Below are 16,009 nucleotides of genomic sequence, written 5' to 3' on the forward strand. Positions count from 1 at the left end.
ATGTGTGTTTCTTTGAGAACATTTTTGACACACTAAGAAAAGTGAATGAAAGGAGATGAGAGTTTTGCACGAAACAACGCAAGAGCTCGCAAACTGGCAGTATTATTTTGCTATCGCAGTCTTTTTAATTACATATGCCATTATTATTTCTGAAAAAATTAATCGTGCTGTCATCGCACTTCTTGGTGCAGCACTCATGGTAATTATGGGGGTCGTTGATTTACACAACGCCTTTACGAAACATATTGAATGGGGGACGATTACGCTACTCATCGGTATGATGATTCTGGTGAACATTACGAGTAAATCGGGTGTCTTCCAATACGTTGCCATTAAAGCAGCAAAAGGGGCACAAGGAAATCCAATTAAAATTTTAATTTCACTTTCCTTACTTACTGCGCTTGGTTCCGCATTTTTAGATAACGTTACAACTGTACTTCTTGTTGTTCCAGTTACTTTATCTATTACGCGCATACTGAAAGTAAATCCTGTTCCTTATTTACTTTCTGAAATTATTTTTTCAAACATTGGAGGAACAGCAACATTAATTGGTGATCCACCAAATATTATGATTGGTTCTGCAAACAAGCATTTAGACTTCAATGCATTCTTGCTAAACTTAGCACCAATCGTAATTATTATTATTGCAGTTACAGCAGTAATACTTTACTTCATGTACCGTAAACAATTAATTGCTGATCCTGTACAAGTTAAGAAATTAATGAGCCTTGATGAAAAACAATACATTAAAGATCCAGTATTAATGAAAAAATCTTTAACAGTACTTGGACTTACAATCGTAGGTTTCATGACTCATTCAATCTTCCACGTTGATGCAGCTATCATTGCTTTAACTGGTGCTACTGTTCTTATGCTAATTGGTGTGAAAGAGCATGAAATTGAAGAGGTATTCGCAAGTGTAGAGTGGGTAACAATCTTCTTCTTCGCAGGACTATTCGTACTCGTTGGAGGACTTATCGATATCGGTCTTATCAAAATGTTAGCTCAAAAAGTAATTGGAATAACGGGCGGAGATATTTCTCAAGCATCTATCCTTATTTTATGGGTATCTGGTATCGCCTCGGCAACAATTGATAACATTCCATTCGTTGCAACAATGATCCCACTTATTAACGATATGGCAGTTGGGCTAGGTTTATCACCTTCTGACGCACAAATCGACGTATTATGGTGGGCATTAGCATTAGGTGCTTGTCTAGGTGGAAACGGAACATTAATCGGAGCTTCTGCTAACGTAATCGTTGCAGGTATCGCAAGCCGCGAAGGACATAAATTTAGCTACATGGACTTCCTAAAAGTCGGTTTCCCAATTATGATCGTTTCATTAATCATTTCTCATATTTATATTTATTTACGCTACCTAATGTAGTAGAAAAAGCGCCCAAATAAACAGGGCGCTTTTTTCATTACACATATTTAAAATATATCAATTTATCAACAAAAAATAACAAATCTACTCGTTATACCTCACCGGCTCATTTCGAATAATGAACAAGTGAATCGGCAAGAAAACTGAAAATGTAATGGTATGAATAATCGTAAATAATATAGAGTTCGTTCCGTATCTATCTAAAATTGCGTAGATAAGATAAATAGACAGCACAATCGATACAGCTGTTGCTATTAAATATAGAATTGGTACGAAATTAAAAATGAAACATGCGACATATATACCGAATACTTTCCATCCCGCTTCTTCTTTCAAGAAATCTGGTAATTTGTCTTTCGCTAAATCACCCCATATCTTACTATTTAAAAAAGGAATAAATGCAAGAGCACCATCGGTTGCACCATCATTTTTCGCCATCGTATACAGTGCAAAAGCCGTTAACAAATATGCAATAACTGCCCAAATCAATATAACAAGAATAAACGCAAAACTAAGAGCAAAGAAACCTGCTAGTAAACCCTGATCTTCCATCTTATCCTCTCCTCTCTACTCTCAACATATTTCATTCCATTGCAAGTTATGTTTTAAAATTTATCCAAACTCTCTGTATAATAATAAGAGCAAGATAATAAGAGAGGAGAACAACTGATGCATCCATTTGTAAAAGCATTACAAGAGCATTTCATAGCTCACAAAAATCCGGAAAAAGCAGAACCGATGGCACGTTATATGAAAAATCACTTCCCGTTTCTCGGCATTCAAACTCCCGAGAGAAGACAGTTATTAAAAGACGTCATCCAAATACATACTCTCCCAGATCAAAAAGACTTCCAAATCATCGTGCGTGAACTTTGGGACTTACCAGAACGTGAATTTCAAGCAGCCGCACTTGATATTATGCAAAAATATAAAAAGCATATAAACGAAACACATATCCCCTTCTTCGAAGAACTCATTGTCACGAAATCTTGGTGGGATTCTGTTGATAGCATCGTTCCTACTTTTTTAGGTAATATCTTTTTAAAACATCCGGAATTGATTTCTGCCTATATTCCAAAATGGATTGCATCAGATAACATATGGTTACAACGCGCAGCTATTTTATTCCAGCTGAAATATAAACAAAAGATGGATGAAGAACTTCTTTTCTGGATTATTGGACAGCTACATTCTTCAAAAGAATTTTTCATTCAAAAAGCGATTGGATGGGTCCTTCGCGAGTATGCAAAAACAAAGCCCGATGTCGTTTGGGATTACGTGCAAAATAACAAGCTTGCCCCGCCCAGTAAACGTGAAGCAATTAAGCATATTAAACAAAATTACGGAATAAATAACGAAAAAATAGGCGAGACTCTATCATAGATAGACGCGTTCCTCTATTGAGATTTAAAAAAGAACGTGTTAGAATATGTTCATTATTATTAATATAAGTAGCGATGACGGACTTATAAGTACTTGCACAAAAAGCGATTCAGGGATAGTGAAAGCCTGAAGCCGCAAGGAAACGGCAGTCTCGAGCAATACGTGATAAAGTGGATGCACCTTTTGTGTATCAACTAGGGTGGAACCGCGGGCAAACGCTCGTCCCTAGGCAATTAAGCCTTGGGATGAGCGTTTTTTTATGTTTTTCAAAGCATACACTGCTCGTTTCACAAGTTACCTGAGCACGTCATCGCCAATACGTTAACTTTCAAAAGGAGGATTTTATTATGTATTCAATGGAACAAGTAGTAAACTTAGCGAAACATCGCGGTTTCGTTTTCCCTGGTTCTGAAATTTACGGTGGTCTTGCAAACACTTGGGATTACGGTCCACTTGGAATCGAATTAAAAAATAACGTTAAAAAAGCTTGGTGGAAAAAATTCATTCAAGAATCTCCATACAACGTTGGTTTAGACGCAGCTATTTTAATGAATCCCAAAACTTGGATCGCTTCTGGTCACGTTGGTAACTTCAACGATCCAATGATCGACTGTAAAAAATGTAAAGCGCGTCACCGTGCTGACAAATTAATTGAAGATGCATTAGATGCAAAAGGCATCGAAATGGTTGTTGACGGTCTTACTTTCGACCAAATGGCTGACCTAATGAAAGAACATGAAGTAAAATGTCCTGATTGCGGTAGTGAAGAATTCACTGAAATCCGTCAGTTCAACTTAATGTTCAAAACATTCCAAGGTGTTACAGAGTCTAGCACAAACGAAATCTTCCTTCGTCCTGAAACAGCACAAGGTATTTTCGTAAACTTCAAAAACGTACAACGCTCTATGCGTAAAAAGCTTCCATTTGGTATTGGCCAAATCGGTAAGAGCTTCCGTAACGAAATCACGCCTGGTAACTTCACATTCCGTACACGTGAATTCGAACAAATGGAACTTGAATTCTTCTGTAAGCCTGGTGAAGATTTAGAGTGGTTCGCATTCTGGCGTGAAACTTGTAAGAACTGGTTACTTTCACTTGGTATGACTGAAGAAAGCATGCGTCTTCGTGACCACGGTGAAGAAGAGTTATCTCACTACAGTAACGCAACAACTGATATTGAATTCAGATTCCCATTCGGTTGGGGCGAACTATGGGGCGTAGCATCTCGTACAGACTTCGACTTAAAACGTCACATGGAACACTCTAACGAAGACTTTAACTATATCGATCCACAAACGAATGAGCGTTACGTACCGTACTGCATCGAGCCATCTTTAGGTGCTGACCGCGTAACATTAGCATTCTTATGTGATGCATATGAAGAAGAACAATTAGAAAACGATTCTCGTACAGTTCTTCGTTTCCACCCTGCTTTAGCACCATACAAAGCAGCTATCTTACCATTATCTAAAAAGCTATCTGAAGGTGCTACTGAAGTATTCGCAGAACTAGCTAAAGACTTTATGGTAGACTTTGACGAAACTGGTTCTATCGGTAAACGTTACCGTCGTCAAGACGAAATCGGTACACCATTCTGTATCACTTACGACTTCGACTCAGTTGAAGACAAAGCTGTTACAGTACGTGACCGTGACACAATGGAACAAGTTCGTATGCCAATTAGCGAACTAAAAGGTTTCTTAGAGAAGAAAATCCAGTTCTAATTATAAGAAAAAGAGGTTGCTCTAATGAGCAGCCTCTTTTTACTTTTCACGTTTTTCTTTAATTGCTACTGTACATCTTGATATACATAGTAAGTCATCATTCTCATCAATGATACGCACATCCCAAACCATCGTTGAATGTCCTCTATGTATCGGTGTTCCGATCGCTGTTACAATCCCATCTTTCTTTGAGCGAATGTGATTTGCATTAATTTCTAGACCGAAACAAATACATTTCTCTTGATCAATTAAATTGTATGAACCGACGCTTGCTACTGTTTCCGCTAATGCAAGAGATGCACCACCGTGTAAAAAACCAAACGGCTGATGTGTACGCTCATCAACAGGCATCGTAGCAACCACCTTATCTTCTGTCATCTCTAACAACTCAATTCCAAGTGAATCCATTAAAGTTTTTGCCATATCGTTTCCCCCTTCTCTTACTTTAATTAAATGTATAATTTTACCTATTTATTTTCAAACTACTTATAACACTTAAATAAGGAGGTTTTACCTAAATGAAACAGAAATTTTGTATATTACTGCTTATGTTCTCCTTGCTGACTATTGTACCAAATTGTGCACTAGCAGCCAAAGCATCCAACCTGACAATCGATGTTCAGACTGTAACACAAAAAGGTAAGAAACCTTATATAGAATATCAAATTAACAGACCTTCGTTTCACAATTTTTCTGATTCGAAATTTCAAAATAAGCTCAATTTCTATTACAAAAAGTCTACTGACAAATTTAAAACCAAATTAGAAAAAGACGCAAAAAAATATTATAAAGAAACAGAAGGATCCAGTACACCATTTCATCCGTACGTGGCGAATGTTGATTATAAAGTTTCCTTAAATAAACCACCTTTCCTCAGCCTATATTTGAATTACTATCAATATACAGGCGGAGCACACGGTCTTTATACGTGGAAGGCAAACACATTTGATTTAAAAGAAAAAAAGTTACTACACTTAGACGATTTATTTCAACAAGAAGATAAATATAAAGAAGTAATACGTGCTGAAATTGTAAGACAAATTAAACAAAATGAAAGCATTTATTTTCCCGATGCAACTGAAAAGGTCATGAGTGCTAAAAAATTTCACTTCTTTTTAGAACCGGACAATCTCGTCATTTATTTCCCATTATATGAAATTGCGCCTTACTCAAGCGGAATTCCACAATTTCGTATTCCGTATACGTTGCTAAGAGAGTATTTGAAGCCTTCTTATCAAAATATTTTGATTGACAACAAGTAAATAGTTTCGCTACGATAATGTTAACCTAAAAACAACAGGAGGTTAACATTATGAGAAGATTTCATGTTTTAGATTTAGCATTAGCTGCCATGTTCGTCGCTCTTATGGCTATTGGTGCAAATATTGTATCTTGGGCACCATTCCTACAAGTAGCAGGTATCCCCTTATCTATGCAACCATTTTTCGCAATTTTAGCAGGGCTTCTTCTTGGAAGTAGACTTGGTGCATTATCAATGACTGTTTACATGCTCGTTGGAGTAGCAGGTGCACCAATCTTCGCTAACTTCAAAGCTGGATTTGGAGCACTTTTAGATCCTACTGGTGGTTTTATTATCGCATTTATTATCGTTGCTTACGTATCAGGAAAACTAGTAGAACAAAAGGAAAAACCAACATTTAGTACATTTGCAATTGCTTCGTTCACAGGAATTATTTTAACTTATATTATCGGTACTACTTACATGTACGGGGCAGTCAATCTCTTCATGGGTGGTAATATGAGCTATAAAACAGCTTGGATGATTATGATGTGGTTTGCAGTAAAAGATATTGTATTTACAATTATCGGTGCCATTATCGCACCTCGTATATATTATGCTGTACGTCGTTCCGCTTATCAGCATTCTCATTCGACGATTTCCTAATAAAAAAGAGTTATTTCAGCGTACTGAAATAACTCTTTTTTTATTAAGACTCTTGATTCGTATGTTCTTCTAAAATTCTCTTCATCATTGTAACCATGTCACCACTTAATTCTGGGTGTTGCAGGGCCATCTCAATTGTCGTTTGAACGAATCCTAACTTTTCACCTACGTCGTAGCGCTTTCCTTCGAAATCGTAAGCGAATACACGTTGAATTTCGTTTAAGCTTTGGATAGCATCTGTTAACTGAATTTCACCACCAGCACCAACATGTTGCTGTTCTAAGAACATGAAGATTTCAGGTGTTAAAACGTAACGTCCCATAATTGCTAAGTTTGAAGGTGCTGTACCTGCTGCTGGTTTCTCAACGAAATTGCGAACTTGGTAACGACGTCCTTCCTGCTCTAACGGATCAATAATTCCGTAGCGATGTGTTTCATCTTCTGGAACCGTTTGTACACCAATAACAGAAGAAAGCGTTTTATCATATTCTTCAATTAATTGACGTAAACATGGTTTTTCAGCTTGAACGATATCATCACCTAATAAAACAGCGAATGGCTCATCACCGATGAACTTACGTGCACACCAAACAGCGTGACCTAATCCTTTTGGTTCTTTTTGACGGATATAATGAATATCTACCATTTTTGAAGAAGCCTGTACTTTTTCAAGTAACTCATACTTTTTCTTTTCTAATAAGTTTTGCTCTAACTCAAATGCATTATCAAAATGATCTTCAATAGAGCGCTTTGTTTTACCAGTAACGATAATAATATCTTCGATTCCTGATTTTATTGCTTCTTCTACAATGTATTGGATAGTCGGTTTATCTACTATCGGTAACATTTCTTTTGGCATTGCTTTTGTAGCTGGTAAAAAACGTGTTCCTAATCCAGCTGCTGGGATTATCGCTTTTCTTACTCTTTTCATCACAAAATACCCTCTCTTCTGTCAGAATAAATAACGATTATTTCCTTACATAGAATAAAAGGGAGGTTTCACTCCCTTTTATTCCCTACTACTTAAAATTACTTTATATTATAAACGATTCATAATATCTTCTTTAATAGTAAGTAACTTTTGTTCACTATTTTGTAAAGAATTATCTTGAACACCGAAGTAGAACTTAATCTTCGGTTCAGTTCCAGATGGACGTAGGCAGAACCAAGAACCATCTTCTAATTGATATTTTAACACATTTGATTTCGGTAAGTGAATCTCTTCTTTATGTCCATCTTGTAAAGATGTAACGATGCTCGCTTTATAGTCTTCAACTGCTACAACTGTTAAGCCCGCTACTTCTTTCGGAGGATTTTTACGGAATGTTGCCATCATTTCTTGGATTTGTTCCGCTCCATCTTTTCCTTTTAGTGTTAACGATACAAGATCTTCACGGAAGAAACCGTACTTATCAAATACTTCTAATAGACCATCGTATAACGTTTTACCTTGTGATTTGTAGTATGCAGCTACTTCACATGCAAATAGAACAGATTGTACTGCATCTTTATCACGGCAGAATGGACGAATTAAATAACCATAGCTTTCCTCATAACCGAATTGGAATTCGTATTGTCCACTTTCTTCATACTGTTTAATTTTCTCACCAATAAATTTAAATCCAGTTAACGTATCAACTGTATCTAAACCGTATGCTTTCGCGATTGTACGGCCAATTTCAGACGTTACGATTGTTTTTAATACAACACCGTTCTCTGGAAGCGTTCCGTTTTCTTTCTTTTGAGATAATAAGTAATCAAGCATTAATGCACCTGTTTGGTTACCAGTTAATACTTGGAACTCACCATCGTGATTACGAACTGCTACGCCAAGGCGGTCTGCGTCAGGATCTGTTGCGATTAACACATCTGCGCCTACCTTCTCACCGTCACGAATTGCATACTCAAACGCTGCATGCTCTTCTGGGTTTGGTGATTTCACTGTAGAGAAGTTCGGATCTGGTAACTCTTGCTCTTTTACAACTGTTACATCTGTAAATCCAACTTCTTCTAAACCACGGCGTACAGAAATATTTGATGTTCCGTGTAGTGGTGTAAAGACGATCTTTAAGTCTTTCCCAACCTTTTGTACCATTTCTTTATTAATAATGACATTGTTCAATTCTGCTGCATATGCATCATCTACTTCTTGTCCAATAATATGTAATAAACCGTCAGCTTTTAATTGCTCCACATCAGCAACCTCAACTGTTAATTCATCTTCTACTTCATTTACGTAGCTAATTAATTCATCAGCTTCTTTTGGAGGCAACTGCCCACCATCTTCACCGTATACTTTATAACCGTTATACTCAGGCGGATTATGGCTTGCCGTAAGAACGATTCCACTCACTGTATGTAAATGACGAACTGCGAAAGAAAGCACTGGCGTTGGACGTAAGCTTTCAAACACATATGTTGTAATACCATGCGCACCAAGTGTAGCAGCTACTTCCATTGCGAACTCAGGTGATTTATGACGAGAATCATATGCTACTACAACACCGCGCTTCTTCGCTTCTTCACCTAATTTTTCAATAAACTTTGCTAATCCTTGCGTTGCTTTACGAACTATGTATACGTTTAAACGGTTCGTACCAGCACCAAGTTCACCACGCATACCACCTGTACCGAATTCTAGATTTTTATAAAAACTGTCCTCGATTTTCTTCTCATCTTGCTTCATGTTTTCTAACTGTTCTTTTAGTTCTGCGTCTAACTCTGCATATGAAAGCCAGCGACTAAATTCTTGTTTCCAGTTCATCCTTCTATCTCCTCTCGCTTGTCATACCTTTATTATATGAAAAAAACAACCTGTATCTCAATATTTTTTACAATCTAACAGGATTTTACTAGCAATATTTGTATACACTATGGTTAAATACTCCACTAAAGGGAATGAGGATTATGCAAGAATGGGGCTTGTCAGAAGAACTCAAAATACAAACAAAGCAAATGATTGAAATTGCCGAAAAAGAATTATCAATTATGAGGCAAGCAATTGATAAAGAAGATGAATGTATTTTGTGTAAGATGGAAGATATTCATCATATGTTAGCAAATGTACAAACACTGGCAGCTACATACTATATTCAAGCGTATTTATCACCTTATACGGAAAGCTCACAGTTCATTACAACAGCTGTCCAACATTTAAGCGCCAGAAAACACGGTGCTCTTATTGTTGTGGAACGAAACGAGACACTTGAATCTTGTATTCAAACTGGAACAACGTTAAATGCTCATTTAACCGCACCACTGCTCGAATCGATTTTTTATCCAGGTAACCCTCTTCATGACGGAGCCGTTCTCGTTAAAAATAATCATATTGTTTCAGCTGCTAATATTCTTCCACTAACAAAAAGTACAGAAGTTGATCCAGAGCTAGGAACACGTCACAGAGCTGCAATTGGGTTATCAGAAAAAAGCGATGCACTTATTTTAGTTGTCTCTGAAGAAACGGGTCGCACTTCATTTGCTTTAAACGGTACTTTATATACAATTTCTTTATAAAGTGAAACTATAGTTTACGGGCAGTTCATGTGGGATAAGACATCCATAGTCATACCAATAAAAAAGGCTGTTCCAAAATGTAGGAACAGCCTTCTCTTATTATCTTATTCTTCTCCGAAACGTTCAACAAGTGTTGCAAGTGTACGTACCATTGCACCTGTTGCTCCAGCTGGTCCTAAATCATGCGCTCCTGATGTTTCAGATGTTCCAGCGATGTCTAGGTGTACCCAAGGTGTGTCTTCAGCGAATTCACCTAGGAATGTACCTGCCATAACCGCATGTCCTTCACGGCCTGGTGAGTTATTTAAATCAGCAAACTTACTGTTTCTCACGCGTTCTTTATCACGATCAAAAATTGGTAATTGCCAAATTGATTCATCTGTTTCCATAGATGCCTCTAGCACTTGCTCAAACAGCTCTTCATTGTTTGTCATTGCGCCTGTCGTATGATTTCCAAGTGCAACAATTACACCGCCTGTTAATGTCGCAACATCAACAAGGTAGTTTGCACCTAATTTTTTCGCATACGTAATACCGTCAGCTAATGCTAAGCGACCTTCTGCATCTGTATTTAATACTTCAATTGTTTTTCCGCTCATAGATGTGATTACATCGTCTGGCTTAAATGCTGTACCACTTACAACGTTATCCGTTGATGGAATAACAGCGATCACATTTTGCTCAGGGCGAAGTTCACCGATAATTTCCATCGCACCTAATACAGCAGCTGCACCGCCCATATCACCTTTCATACCGACCATGCCTTCACGTGGTTTTAAAGAATACCCGCCTGTATCGTATGTGATTCCTTTTCCAACGAATCCAATAACATCTGTCCACTCTTCTTTTCCTTTATAAATAAGAGCGATCATTTTTGGTGGCTCTACACTACCTTGGTTTACTGCAAGCAATGCACCCATACCAAGCTCTTCCATCTCTTCTTTCTCAAGAACTTTATAATCCATATCATACTTCTCCGCTAACTCAACAGCATACTCAGCAAGCTTTGTCGCTGTTAATACGTTTGGCGGCATATTTACAAGTGTACGAGCTGAATTTGTTGCACGTCCATGTACGTAGCCAACTGTTAATGCAGCTTCAATTTCCTGTGCATCTTCCGCTGTAATAGCCGTAAACTTCTCTAACTCTACACGATCCTTTTTATCTGATTTATACGTTTGTAATTCATATGTACCAAGGCCTTGTACTTCTGCTGCAATATGAGCTACATCAATCACATCTAACTTCTCTGTTACGAAAGAATCAAGTAAGATTGCTGCATCTTGTACTTTTGCTGCTTGTAACGTTTTAAACGCCTTACCAAGGGCCACACGTAATGTTTCTGTTGTATAAGATTCCTTCTTACCTAAACCAACGAAATAATAACGTTTCACATTTGTTTTTCCTAAACTATGTACTTTTGAAATAGCTTTCTTCTTAGTAGAAAGTTCTTTCTCTTCTAATAAAACTTGTAATTGTCCTTCAAACGCTTTGTCCAATTCTTGTACAAAACTACTCGTTTTCTCCTCTTCAAATAAGGCAACAATCACCGCTTCATGGCTTGCTAATTCTTTTTGTACTTGAAACATGTTCAGACCCCCTAAATTTCTCTACTCTTCCTTTATTATAACTTTATTTTCGATAAAATGCGACAATTCTAACTTCTGTCATATCCTATATACTCCATATTTCTTCTAATATAAAATTAAAAAGTCTAGCGTAATTACCACTAGACTATCTTTGTTTTAAATATTGGCCGCGAAACACTTGCATTGTTTCGTCTTGATTTAACATCGTTAACTCTTCTTCTGTAAACTTACCATTACCTACCTTAACTACATACACATTTACTTTTTTCTTACCCCATTGGCTATAAACATCTTTCACCGTATCATAATACAGATCAAGACGGTTTCCTTTTATTGCACCGCCCTTATCAGCCACTACACCATACCCATAACCTGGTACGAATAGAATTGTTCCAATTGGGAATACGCGTAAGTCCGCAGCGATCGTGGAATATAAATCCCTTTTCACCTTAACACCTGAATATGTAATACCATACTCCGGATGTCCCGGCCTCTTACCAGTCGACTCAATCCCCGACGTATAACCTGTTGCAGTCATTTCAATTGAACGATATTTAGACCAGTCGTTTGCCTGCTCTAAAGCATTTATCACTTCTTTACTCGGAGCAACATTTCTCTTAACTTCTGCTGCATGTACTTCTTTTGCACTCGTTCCCTCATATTTCTTTACAATCTCTACTAAAGAAACTCCTGTGAAAGCATTCCATGTTACGCATAATGCGGATACAAGTAAACAAGTCATCATAATGCGAATACAATATCGTTTTAACATTTTTATATTCCACACTCCTTCATCGTTAATCATTCCCTATACAATGAAGGAATATGCAAAAAAATAATCTCCAAATGAATTGGAGATTAAAACATTTGATATCCGCTTTTCCGAAGTTTCTTAATTACGATTCCTGCCAAAGCAGCACCTACTAACCCAGTAGATAAAATAAACACATCTGCTTGTCCTAAATGCGATACACTTGTCCCAAATGAAGAGAATGTTTCTTTTGGCTTTGAAAAGTAATCCCACACACTCGCCTTATTAATAATAAGTATACAAACAATCGGATACACAATAACCATTACCCATGTCGCTCGCAATATCATGTTGAGTAAAAATCCAATTCCAAAAAACAAAATAAAAAATAACATCATTGAAATAAGTAGTACCGGTATACTCACTCTTTCTCCCTCTCCTTCTCATGCGCCGTAAATACGTGATAGGCCGTATAACCAAATTGCTCTCCAGGATTTAATGTTTTGTCCATTTCAAGATGGAATTCTGATTTTCTTTCTAACAAATATGTAATAAGTACAGACGTATTTGGATCGTCTGCAATCGTATCTGGATGTAGAAACGCTACGTCAGACAATTCCTTCTCCTGTACAATAATATTTTCTCCTTCAGGTTCCAAAAGGAAAATAATCATATTATCACTAATTTCATTGCGAATCACGCCCGATCGAACGCCAATGATTCCCTTCACATGAGCGACAATGCCTGTCTCTTCTAACACTTCACGTTTCACAGCTTCATCAACCGTCTCACCTTCATTTACAAAACCAGCCGGTAAAGACCATTTCCCCTTTAATCCACTGTATTTCTTCTTAACGAATAGCCACCTGCCATCTTTTGTAGCTACTAGGCCACTAACAGCTAACCATACTTTCCCTCGCTTCTCCATGATGTAATACCCTCCTCTACCAGAACGGACAGAATATTCTTTCTTTTTATATATTATACTATATTTTTAAAATGAAAAAAGCAGAAACAGCTCTTAGCCGTTTCTGCTTTCTCTACTATATATTAAAAGAACTTTAATTTACCTTTTTTAAGAACTAATAAAGGTCCACCTAATAAGAATAGGTAACGGTTATCGATAACTTTCTTCATGAAAGAAGCTTTCCAACCTGTTAACTTTTTGCCCATAACAACGCCCATTGCATCGTCATGACCTAAAGAACATACAGATCCTTTATTATCGAATGCGAATGTTTTCATTTCGCCTTTGCCACGAACTAACACAGTTAAGTTGTGTGCAATATTGTAACCTTGTTGAATTGCGATTTGTGCTGTTGGTGGGTATGGACGGTTAATTTCTTCGTTAATGATTAACGCTGCGTCACCAACCATGAATACATCTTCGTATCCTGGAGCGTGCATGTACTCATCAACTTTTACACGTCCGCGCATTGCTTCAAAGCCAGACTCTTCCACAATACCGTTACCACGAACACCTGCAGCCCAAACTACTGTTTCAGACTTAATTAATTCAGTATCATCGCCATTTGCAACGATAATACCTTCTTCAGTTGCTTCTTTAATTGCTGTACCGATGCGGAATTCTACGCCTTTTTTCTCAAGTTGTTTTACAGCGTATTCTACTAATGCTGGATCGAAACCTGGAAGTGCTGTTGGAGCAGCTTCTACACAGATGATACGTGCTTTTTCACGTGGTACATTGTACTGTTTGCAAAGTTCAGGAACACGGTTTGCAAGCTCACCTACGTATTCGATACCAGTAAATCCAGCACCACCAACAACGATTGTTATTAACTCATCGCGTTGTTCAGTTGCATATTTAGCGAAACTAGCTTCCATATGCTCACGAATTTGACGAGTTGCATTAATGTTAGCGATTGAGAATGCGTGCTCTTTTAATCCTGTAATACCGAATGTTTCTGATTCGAAACCAAGACCGATTACTAAGTAGTCATACTCTAACTCGCCGTCTTTTAAGATAATGCGTTTTTCAGCAGCTTTAATTTCTACTACTGTATCTTGTACAAAGTTCACTTTATTTGTATCGATAACGTCTTGAATATCTAGACAGATTTTTTCATCTTGTAATGTACCAGCTGCGCTCTCGTGTAACCAAGTCGCTTGGTAGTGATAGCTGTTGTTGTTTACTAACGTAATTTCAGCTTCATTTACAGATAATGCTTTTTGCAGACGAACAGTCGTAATCATCCCGCCATAACCTGCACCTAAAACTACGATTTTTGGAGTCTTCACCAAATCACAACCCTTTTCTTTATATAATAGTAATGAAAAATAATACCAAGTACTAAAAACTCTATTTGTCAAGAATGTGGAATTTATCACATTCTATATCATAACAAAACGCAGTCAAAAAATCGTACGAATTTTGTCATAGAAATTTAACATAATACTTCCCTATATTAGTCGGTTTTATTCCAGAATTCAAGCGTCTGGAGAATTATCAATATTTTAAAATAACATAGCGTTTTCAAGGGTTTTTCAGCCTTTTTTTCATGTATTTTCCTTTCTCCATATTTTATACAATTTAAAAAGCATCTATGCGAAAACTTACACACAATTCAGTCGTTTTCAGAAGTATTCTGAACTCAAATATGCTATCATTTATTTGAAAGTGTCATCATTTGCAGGATTTTCATGTACATATGAACAATATATGAAATCAATATCAAAATTCCATCTATAGGGGGAATGAAAGTGGCAGAAAATCAAAAAGTTTATGACATAACAATTATTGGTGGTGGTCCAACAGGGCTGTTCACAGCATTTTATGGCGGTATGAGACAAGCTAGTGTAAAAATCATTGAAAGCTTACCTCAGCTTGGAGGACAATTATCCGCACTCTACCCTGAAAAATACATTTATGATGTAGCTGGATTTCCAAAAGTGCGCGCACAAGAATTAGTTGATAACTTAAAAGAGCAAATGAAGAAATTCGACCCAACCGTTTGTTTAGAAGAAGCTGTTGATACGCTTGAGAAACAAGCTGACGGTATATTTAAACTTGTTACGAATAAGCAAACTCACTATTCTAAATCAGTTATTATTACTGCTGGCAATGGTGCTTTCCAACCACGTCGCTTAGAATTAGAAGGTATAGCTAAGTATGAAAAGAAAAACTTACATTATTTCGTTGATGATATGAATAAATTTGCTGGTAAGCGCGTCGTAGTATTTGGTGGCGGCGACTCAGCCGTTGATTGGACAATGATGTTAGAGCCAATCGCCGACAAAGTTACAATCGTTCATCGCCGTGATAAATTCCGTGCGCATGAACATAGCGTAGAAAGCTTAATGAATTCTCGTGCAGAAGTAAGCACACCGTACGTTCCAGTAGAACTCATTGGTGATGACAAAATTGAACAAGTCGTTCTTCAGCATGTAAAAACAGAAGAAAAAATTATCATCGATGTTGATGACGTAATTGTAAACTACGGCTTCGTTTCCTCTCTTGGTCCAATTAAAAACTGGGGCTTAGATATACAAAAAAACAGCATTCTCGTGAACTCGAAAATGGAAACAAATATTCCTGGCATTTACGCTGCTGGTGACATTTGTACATATGAAGGAAAAGTAAAACTCATTGCTTGCGGCTTCGGTGAAGCACCGACAGCAGTAAACAATGCAAAAGCTTACTTCGATCCAAACGCAAAACTTCAACCGATGCATAGCTCTAGTATGTTTTAATATAGAAATGAAAAGAACTCCTTTTACGTAAAAGGAGTTCTT

Annotated in this window: 16 protein-coding genes; 7 read left to right on the forward strand and 9 right to left on the reverse strand. The window is 37.2% G+C overall.

The genetic code is table 11. The features are described 5' to 3' along the window. Window positions 1–64 precede the first annotated feature (64 nt). Window positions 65–1,390, forward strand: a complete 1,326-nt coding sequence (locus V7S50_RS20070) for an ArsB/NhaD family transporter (RefSeq protein ID WP_242256527.1) — start codon at window positions 65–67, stop codon at window positions 1,388–1,390. Window positions 1,391–1,474: 84 nt separating this feature from the next. Here V7S50_RS20070 and V7S50_RS20075 read toward each other — a convergent pair whose 3' ends face one another. Then, complete coding sequence (locus V7S50_RS20075) at window positions 1,475–1,942, reverse strand: hypothetical protein (protein ID WP_063222091.1); 468 nt, start codon at window positions 1,940–1,942, stop codon at window positions 1,475–1,477. 117 nt (window positions 1,943–2,059) lie between these two features. On the opposite strand from V7S50_RS20075, the gene V7S50_RS20080 reads away from it, so the two are divergent. Both V7S50_RS20080 and V7S50_RS20085 read left to right on the forward strand, forming a co-directional pair. Then, complete coding sequence (locus V7S50_RS20080; protein WP_242256525.1) at window positions 2,060–2,773, forward strand: DNA alkylation repair protein; 714 nt, start codon at window positions 2,060–2,062, stop codon at window positions 2,771–2,773. Window positions 2,774–3,120: 347 nt separating this feature from the next. Beyond that, window positions 3,121–4,497: a glycine--tRNA ligase gene (locus tag V7S50_RS20085; RefSeq protein ID WP_000287155.1), complete on the forward strand. Its 1,377-nt coding sequence runs from the start codon at window positions 3,121–3,123 to the stop codon at window positions 4,495–4,497. 39 nt (window positions 4,498–4,536) lie between these two features. Here the strand turns inward: V7S50_RS20085 and V7S50_RS20090 are convergent, their stop codons facing one another. Further along, a complete protein-coding gene (locus V7S50_RS20090) occupies window positions 4,537–4,920 on the reverse strand; it encodes a hotdog fold thioesterase (protein WP_001140606.1) in 384 nt (127 codons plus the stop codon). Between the two features lie 95 nt (window positions 4,921–5,015). Here V7S50_RS20090 and V7S50_RS20095 point away from each other — a divergent pair, with 95 nt between their 5' ends. Further along, window positions 5,016–5,759 carry a DUF3298 and DUF4163 domain-containing protein gene (locus tag V7S50_RS20095; RefSeq protein ID WP_098555351.1) on the forward strand — a complete coding sequence of 248 codons (744 nt, stop codon included), beginning with the start codon at window positions 5,016–5,018 and terminating at the stop codon, window positions 5,757–5,759. Between the two features lie 50 nt (window positions 5,760–5,809). Then, window positions 5,810–6,403: a biotin transporter BioY gene (locus V7S50_RS20100; protein WP_063222094.1), complete on the forward strand. Its 594-nt coding sequence runs from the start codon at window positions 5,810–5,812 to the stop codon at window positions 6,401–6,403. Window positions 6,404–6,446: 43 nt separating this feature from the next. On the opposite strand, the gene galU is transcribed toward V7S50_RS20100, so the two are convergent. Continuing rightward, window positions 6,447–7,334 carry a UTP--glucose-1-phosphate uridylyltransferase GalU gene (galU, locus tag V7S50_RS20105; protein ID WP_063222095.1) on the reverse strand — a complete coding sequence of 296 codons (888 nt, stop codon included), beginning with the start codon at window positions 7,332–7,334 and terminating at the stop codon, window positions 6,447–6,449. 108 nt (window positions 7,335–7,442) lie between these two features. Continuing rightward, on the reverse strand, window positions 7,443–9,167 hold the full coding sequence (locus V7S50_RS20110) for a phospho-sugar mutase (protein ID WP_336376464.1): 1,725 nt from the start codon (window positions 9,165–9,167) through the stop codon (window positions 7,443–7,445). A gap of 143 nt (window positions 9,168–9,310) precedes the next feature. On the opposite strand from V7S50_RS20110, the gene cdaS reads away from it, so the two are divergent. Continuing rightward, a complete protein-coding gene (gene cdaS / locus V7S50_RS20115) occupies window positions 9,311–9,916 on the forward strand; it encodes a sporulation-specific diadenylate cyclase CdaS (RefSeq protein WP_001158741.1) in 606 nt (201 codons plus the stop codon). 104 nt (window positions 9,917–10,020) lie between these two features. Here the strand turns inward: cdaS and pepA are convergent, their stop codons facing one another. The 5 genes from pepA to V7S50_RS20140 all read right to left on the reverse strand — a co-directional run bounded on the left by pepA (window position 10,021) and on the right by V7S50_RS20140 (window position 14,515). Continuing rightward, complete coding sequence (gene pepA / locus V7S50_RS20120; protein ID WP_242256521.1) at window positions 10,021–11,505, reverse strand: cytosol aminopeptidase; 1,485 nt, start codon at window positions 11,503–11,505, stop codon at window positions 10,021–10,023. A gap of 145 nt (window positions 11,506–11,650) precedes the next feature. Next, entirely contained in the window at window positions 11,651–12,277 is a 627-nt protein-coding gene (locus tag V7S50_RS20125) for a 3D domain-containing protein (protein ID WP_242256544.1), read from the reverse strand. A gap of 86 nt (window positions 12,278–12,363) precedes the next feature. Beyond that, window positions 12,364–12,681: a YuiB family protein gene (locus V7S50_RS20130; RefSeq protein ID WP_000027007.1), complete on the reverse strand. Its 318-nt coding sequence runs from the start codon at window positions 12,679–12,681 to the stop codon at window positions 12,364–12,366. Next, the gene (locus V7S50_RS20135; RefSeq protein WP_063222099.1) at window positions 12,678–13,184 is read right to left on the reverse strand and encodes an NUDIX hydrolase; all 507 of its coding nucleotides are present in this window, start codon (window positions 13,182–13,184) and stop codon (window positions 12,678–12,680) included. The genes V7S50_RS20130 and V7S50_RS20135 overlap by 4 nt, the downstream gene beginning before the upstream one ends. A 122-nt stretch (window positions 13,185–13,306) precedes the next feature. Further along, window positions 13,307–14,515: an NAD(P)/FAD-dependent oxidoreductase gene (locus V7S50_RS20140; RefSeq protein WP_063222100.1), complete on the reverse strand. Its 1,209-nt coding sequence runs from the start codon at window positions 14,513–14,515 to the stop codon at window positions 13,307–13,309. Between the two features lie 462 nt (window positions 14,516–14,977). Here V7S50_RS20140 and V7S50_RS20145 point away from each other — a divergent pair, with 462 nt between their 5' ends. Then, window positions 14,978–15,967, forward strand: coding sequence for an NAD(P)/FAD-dependent oxidoreductase (locus V7S50_RS20145; RefSeq protein WP_141547382.1), 990 nt, complete (start codon window positions 14,978–14,980; stop codon window positions 15,965–15,967). Window positions 15,968–16,009 lie beyond the last annotated feature (42 nt).

It is taken from the genome of Bacillus sp. CCNWLW194, from assembly GCF_037120585.1.
Taxonomy (GTDB): Bacteria; Bacillota; Bacilli; order Bacillales; family Bacillaceae_G; genus Bacillus_A; species Bacillus_A basilensis.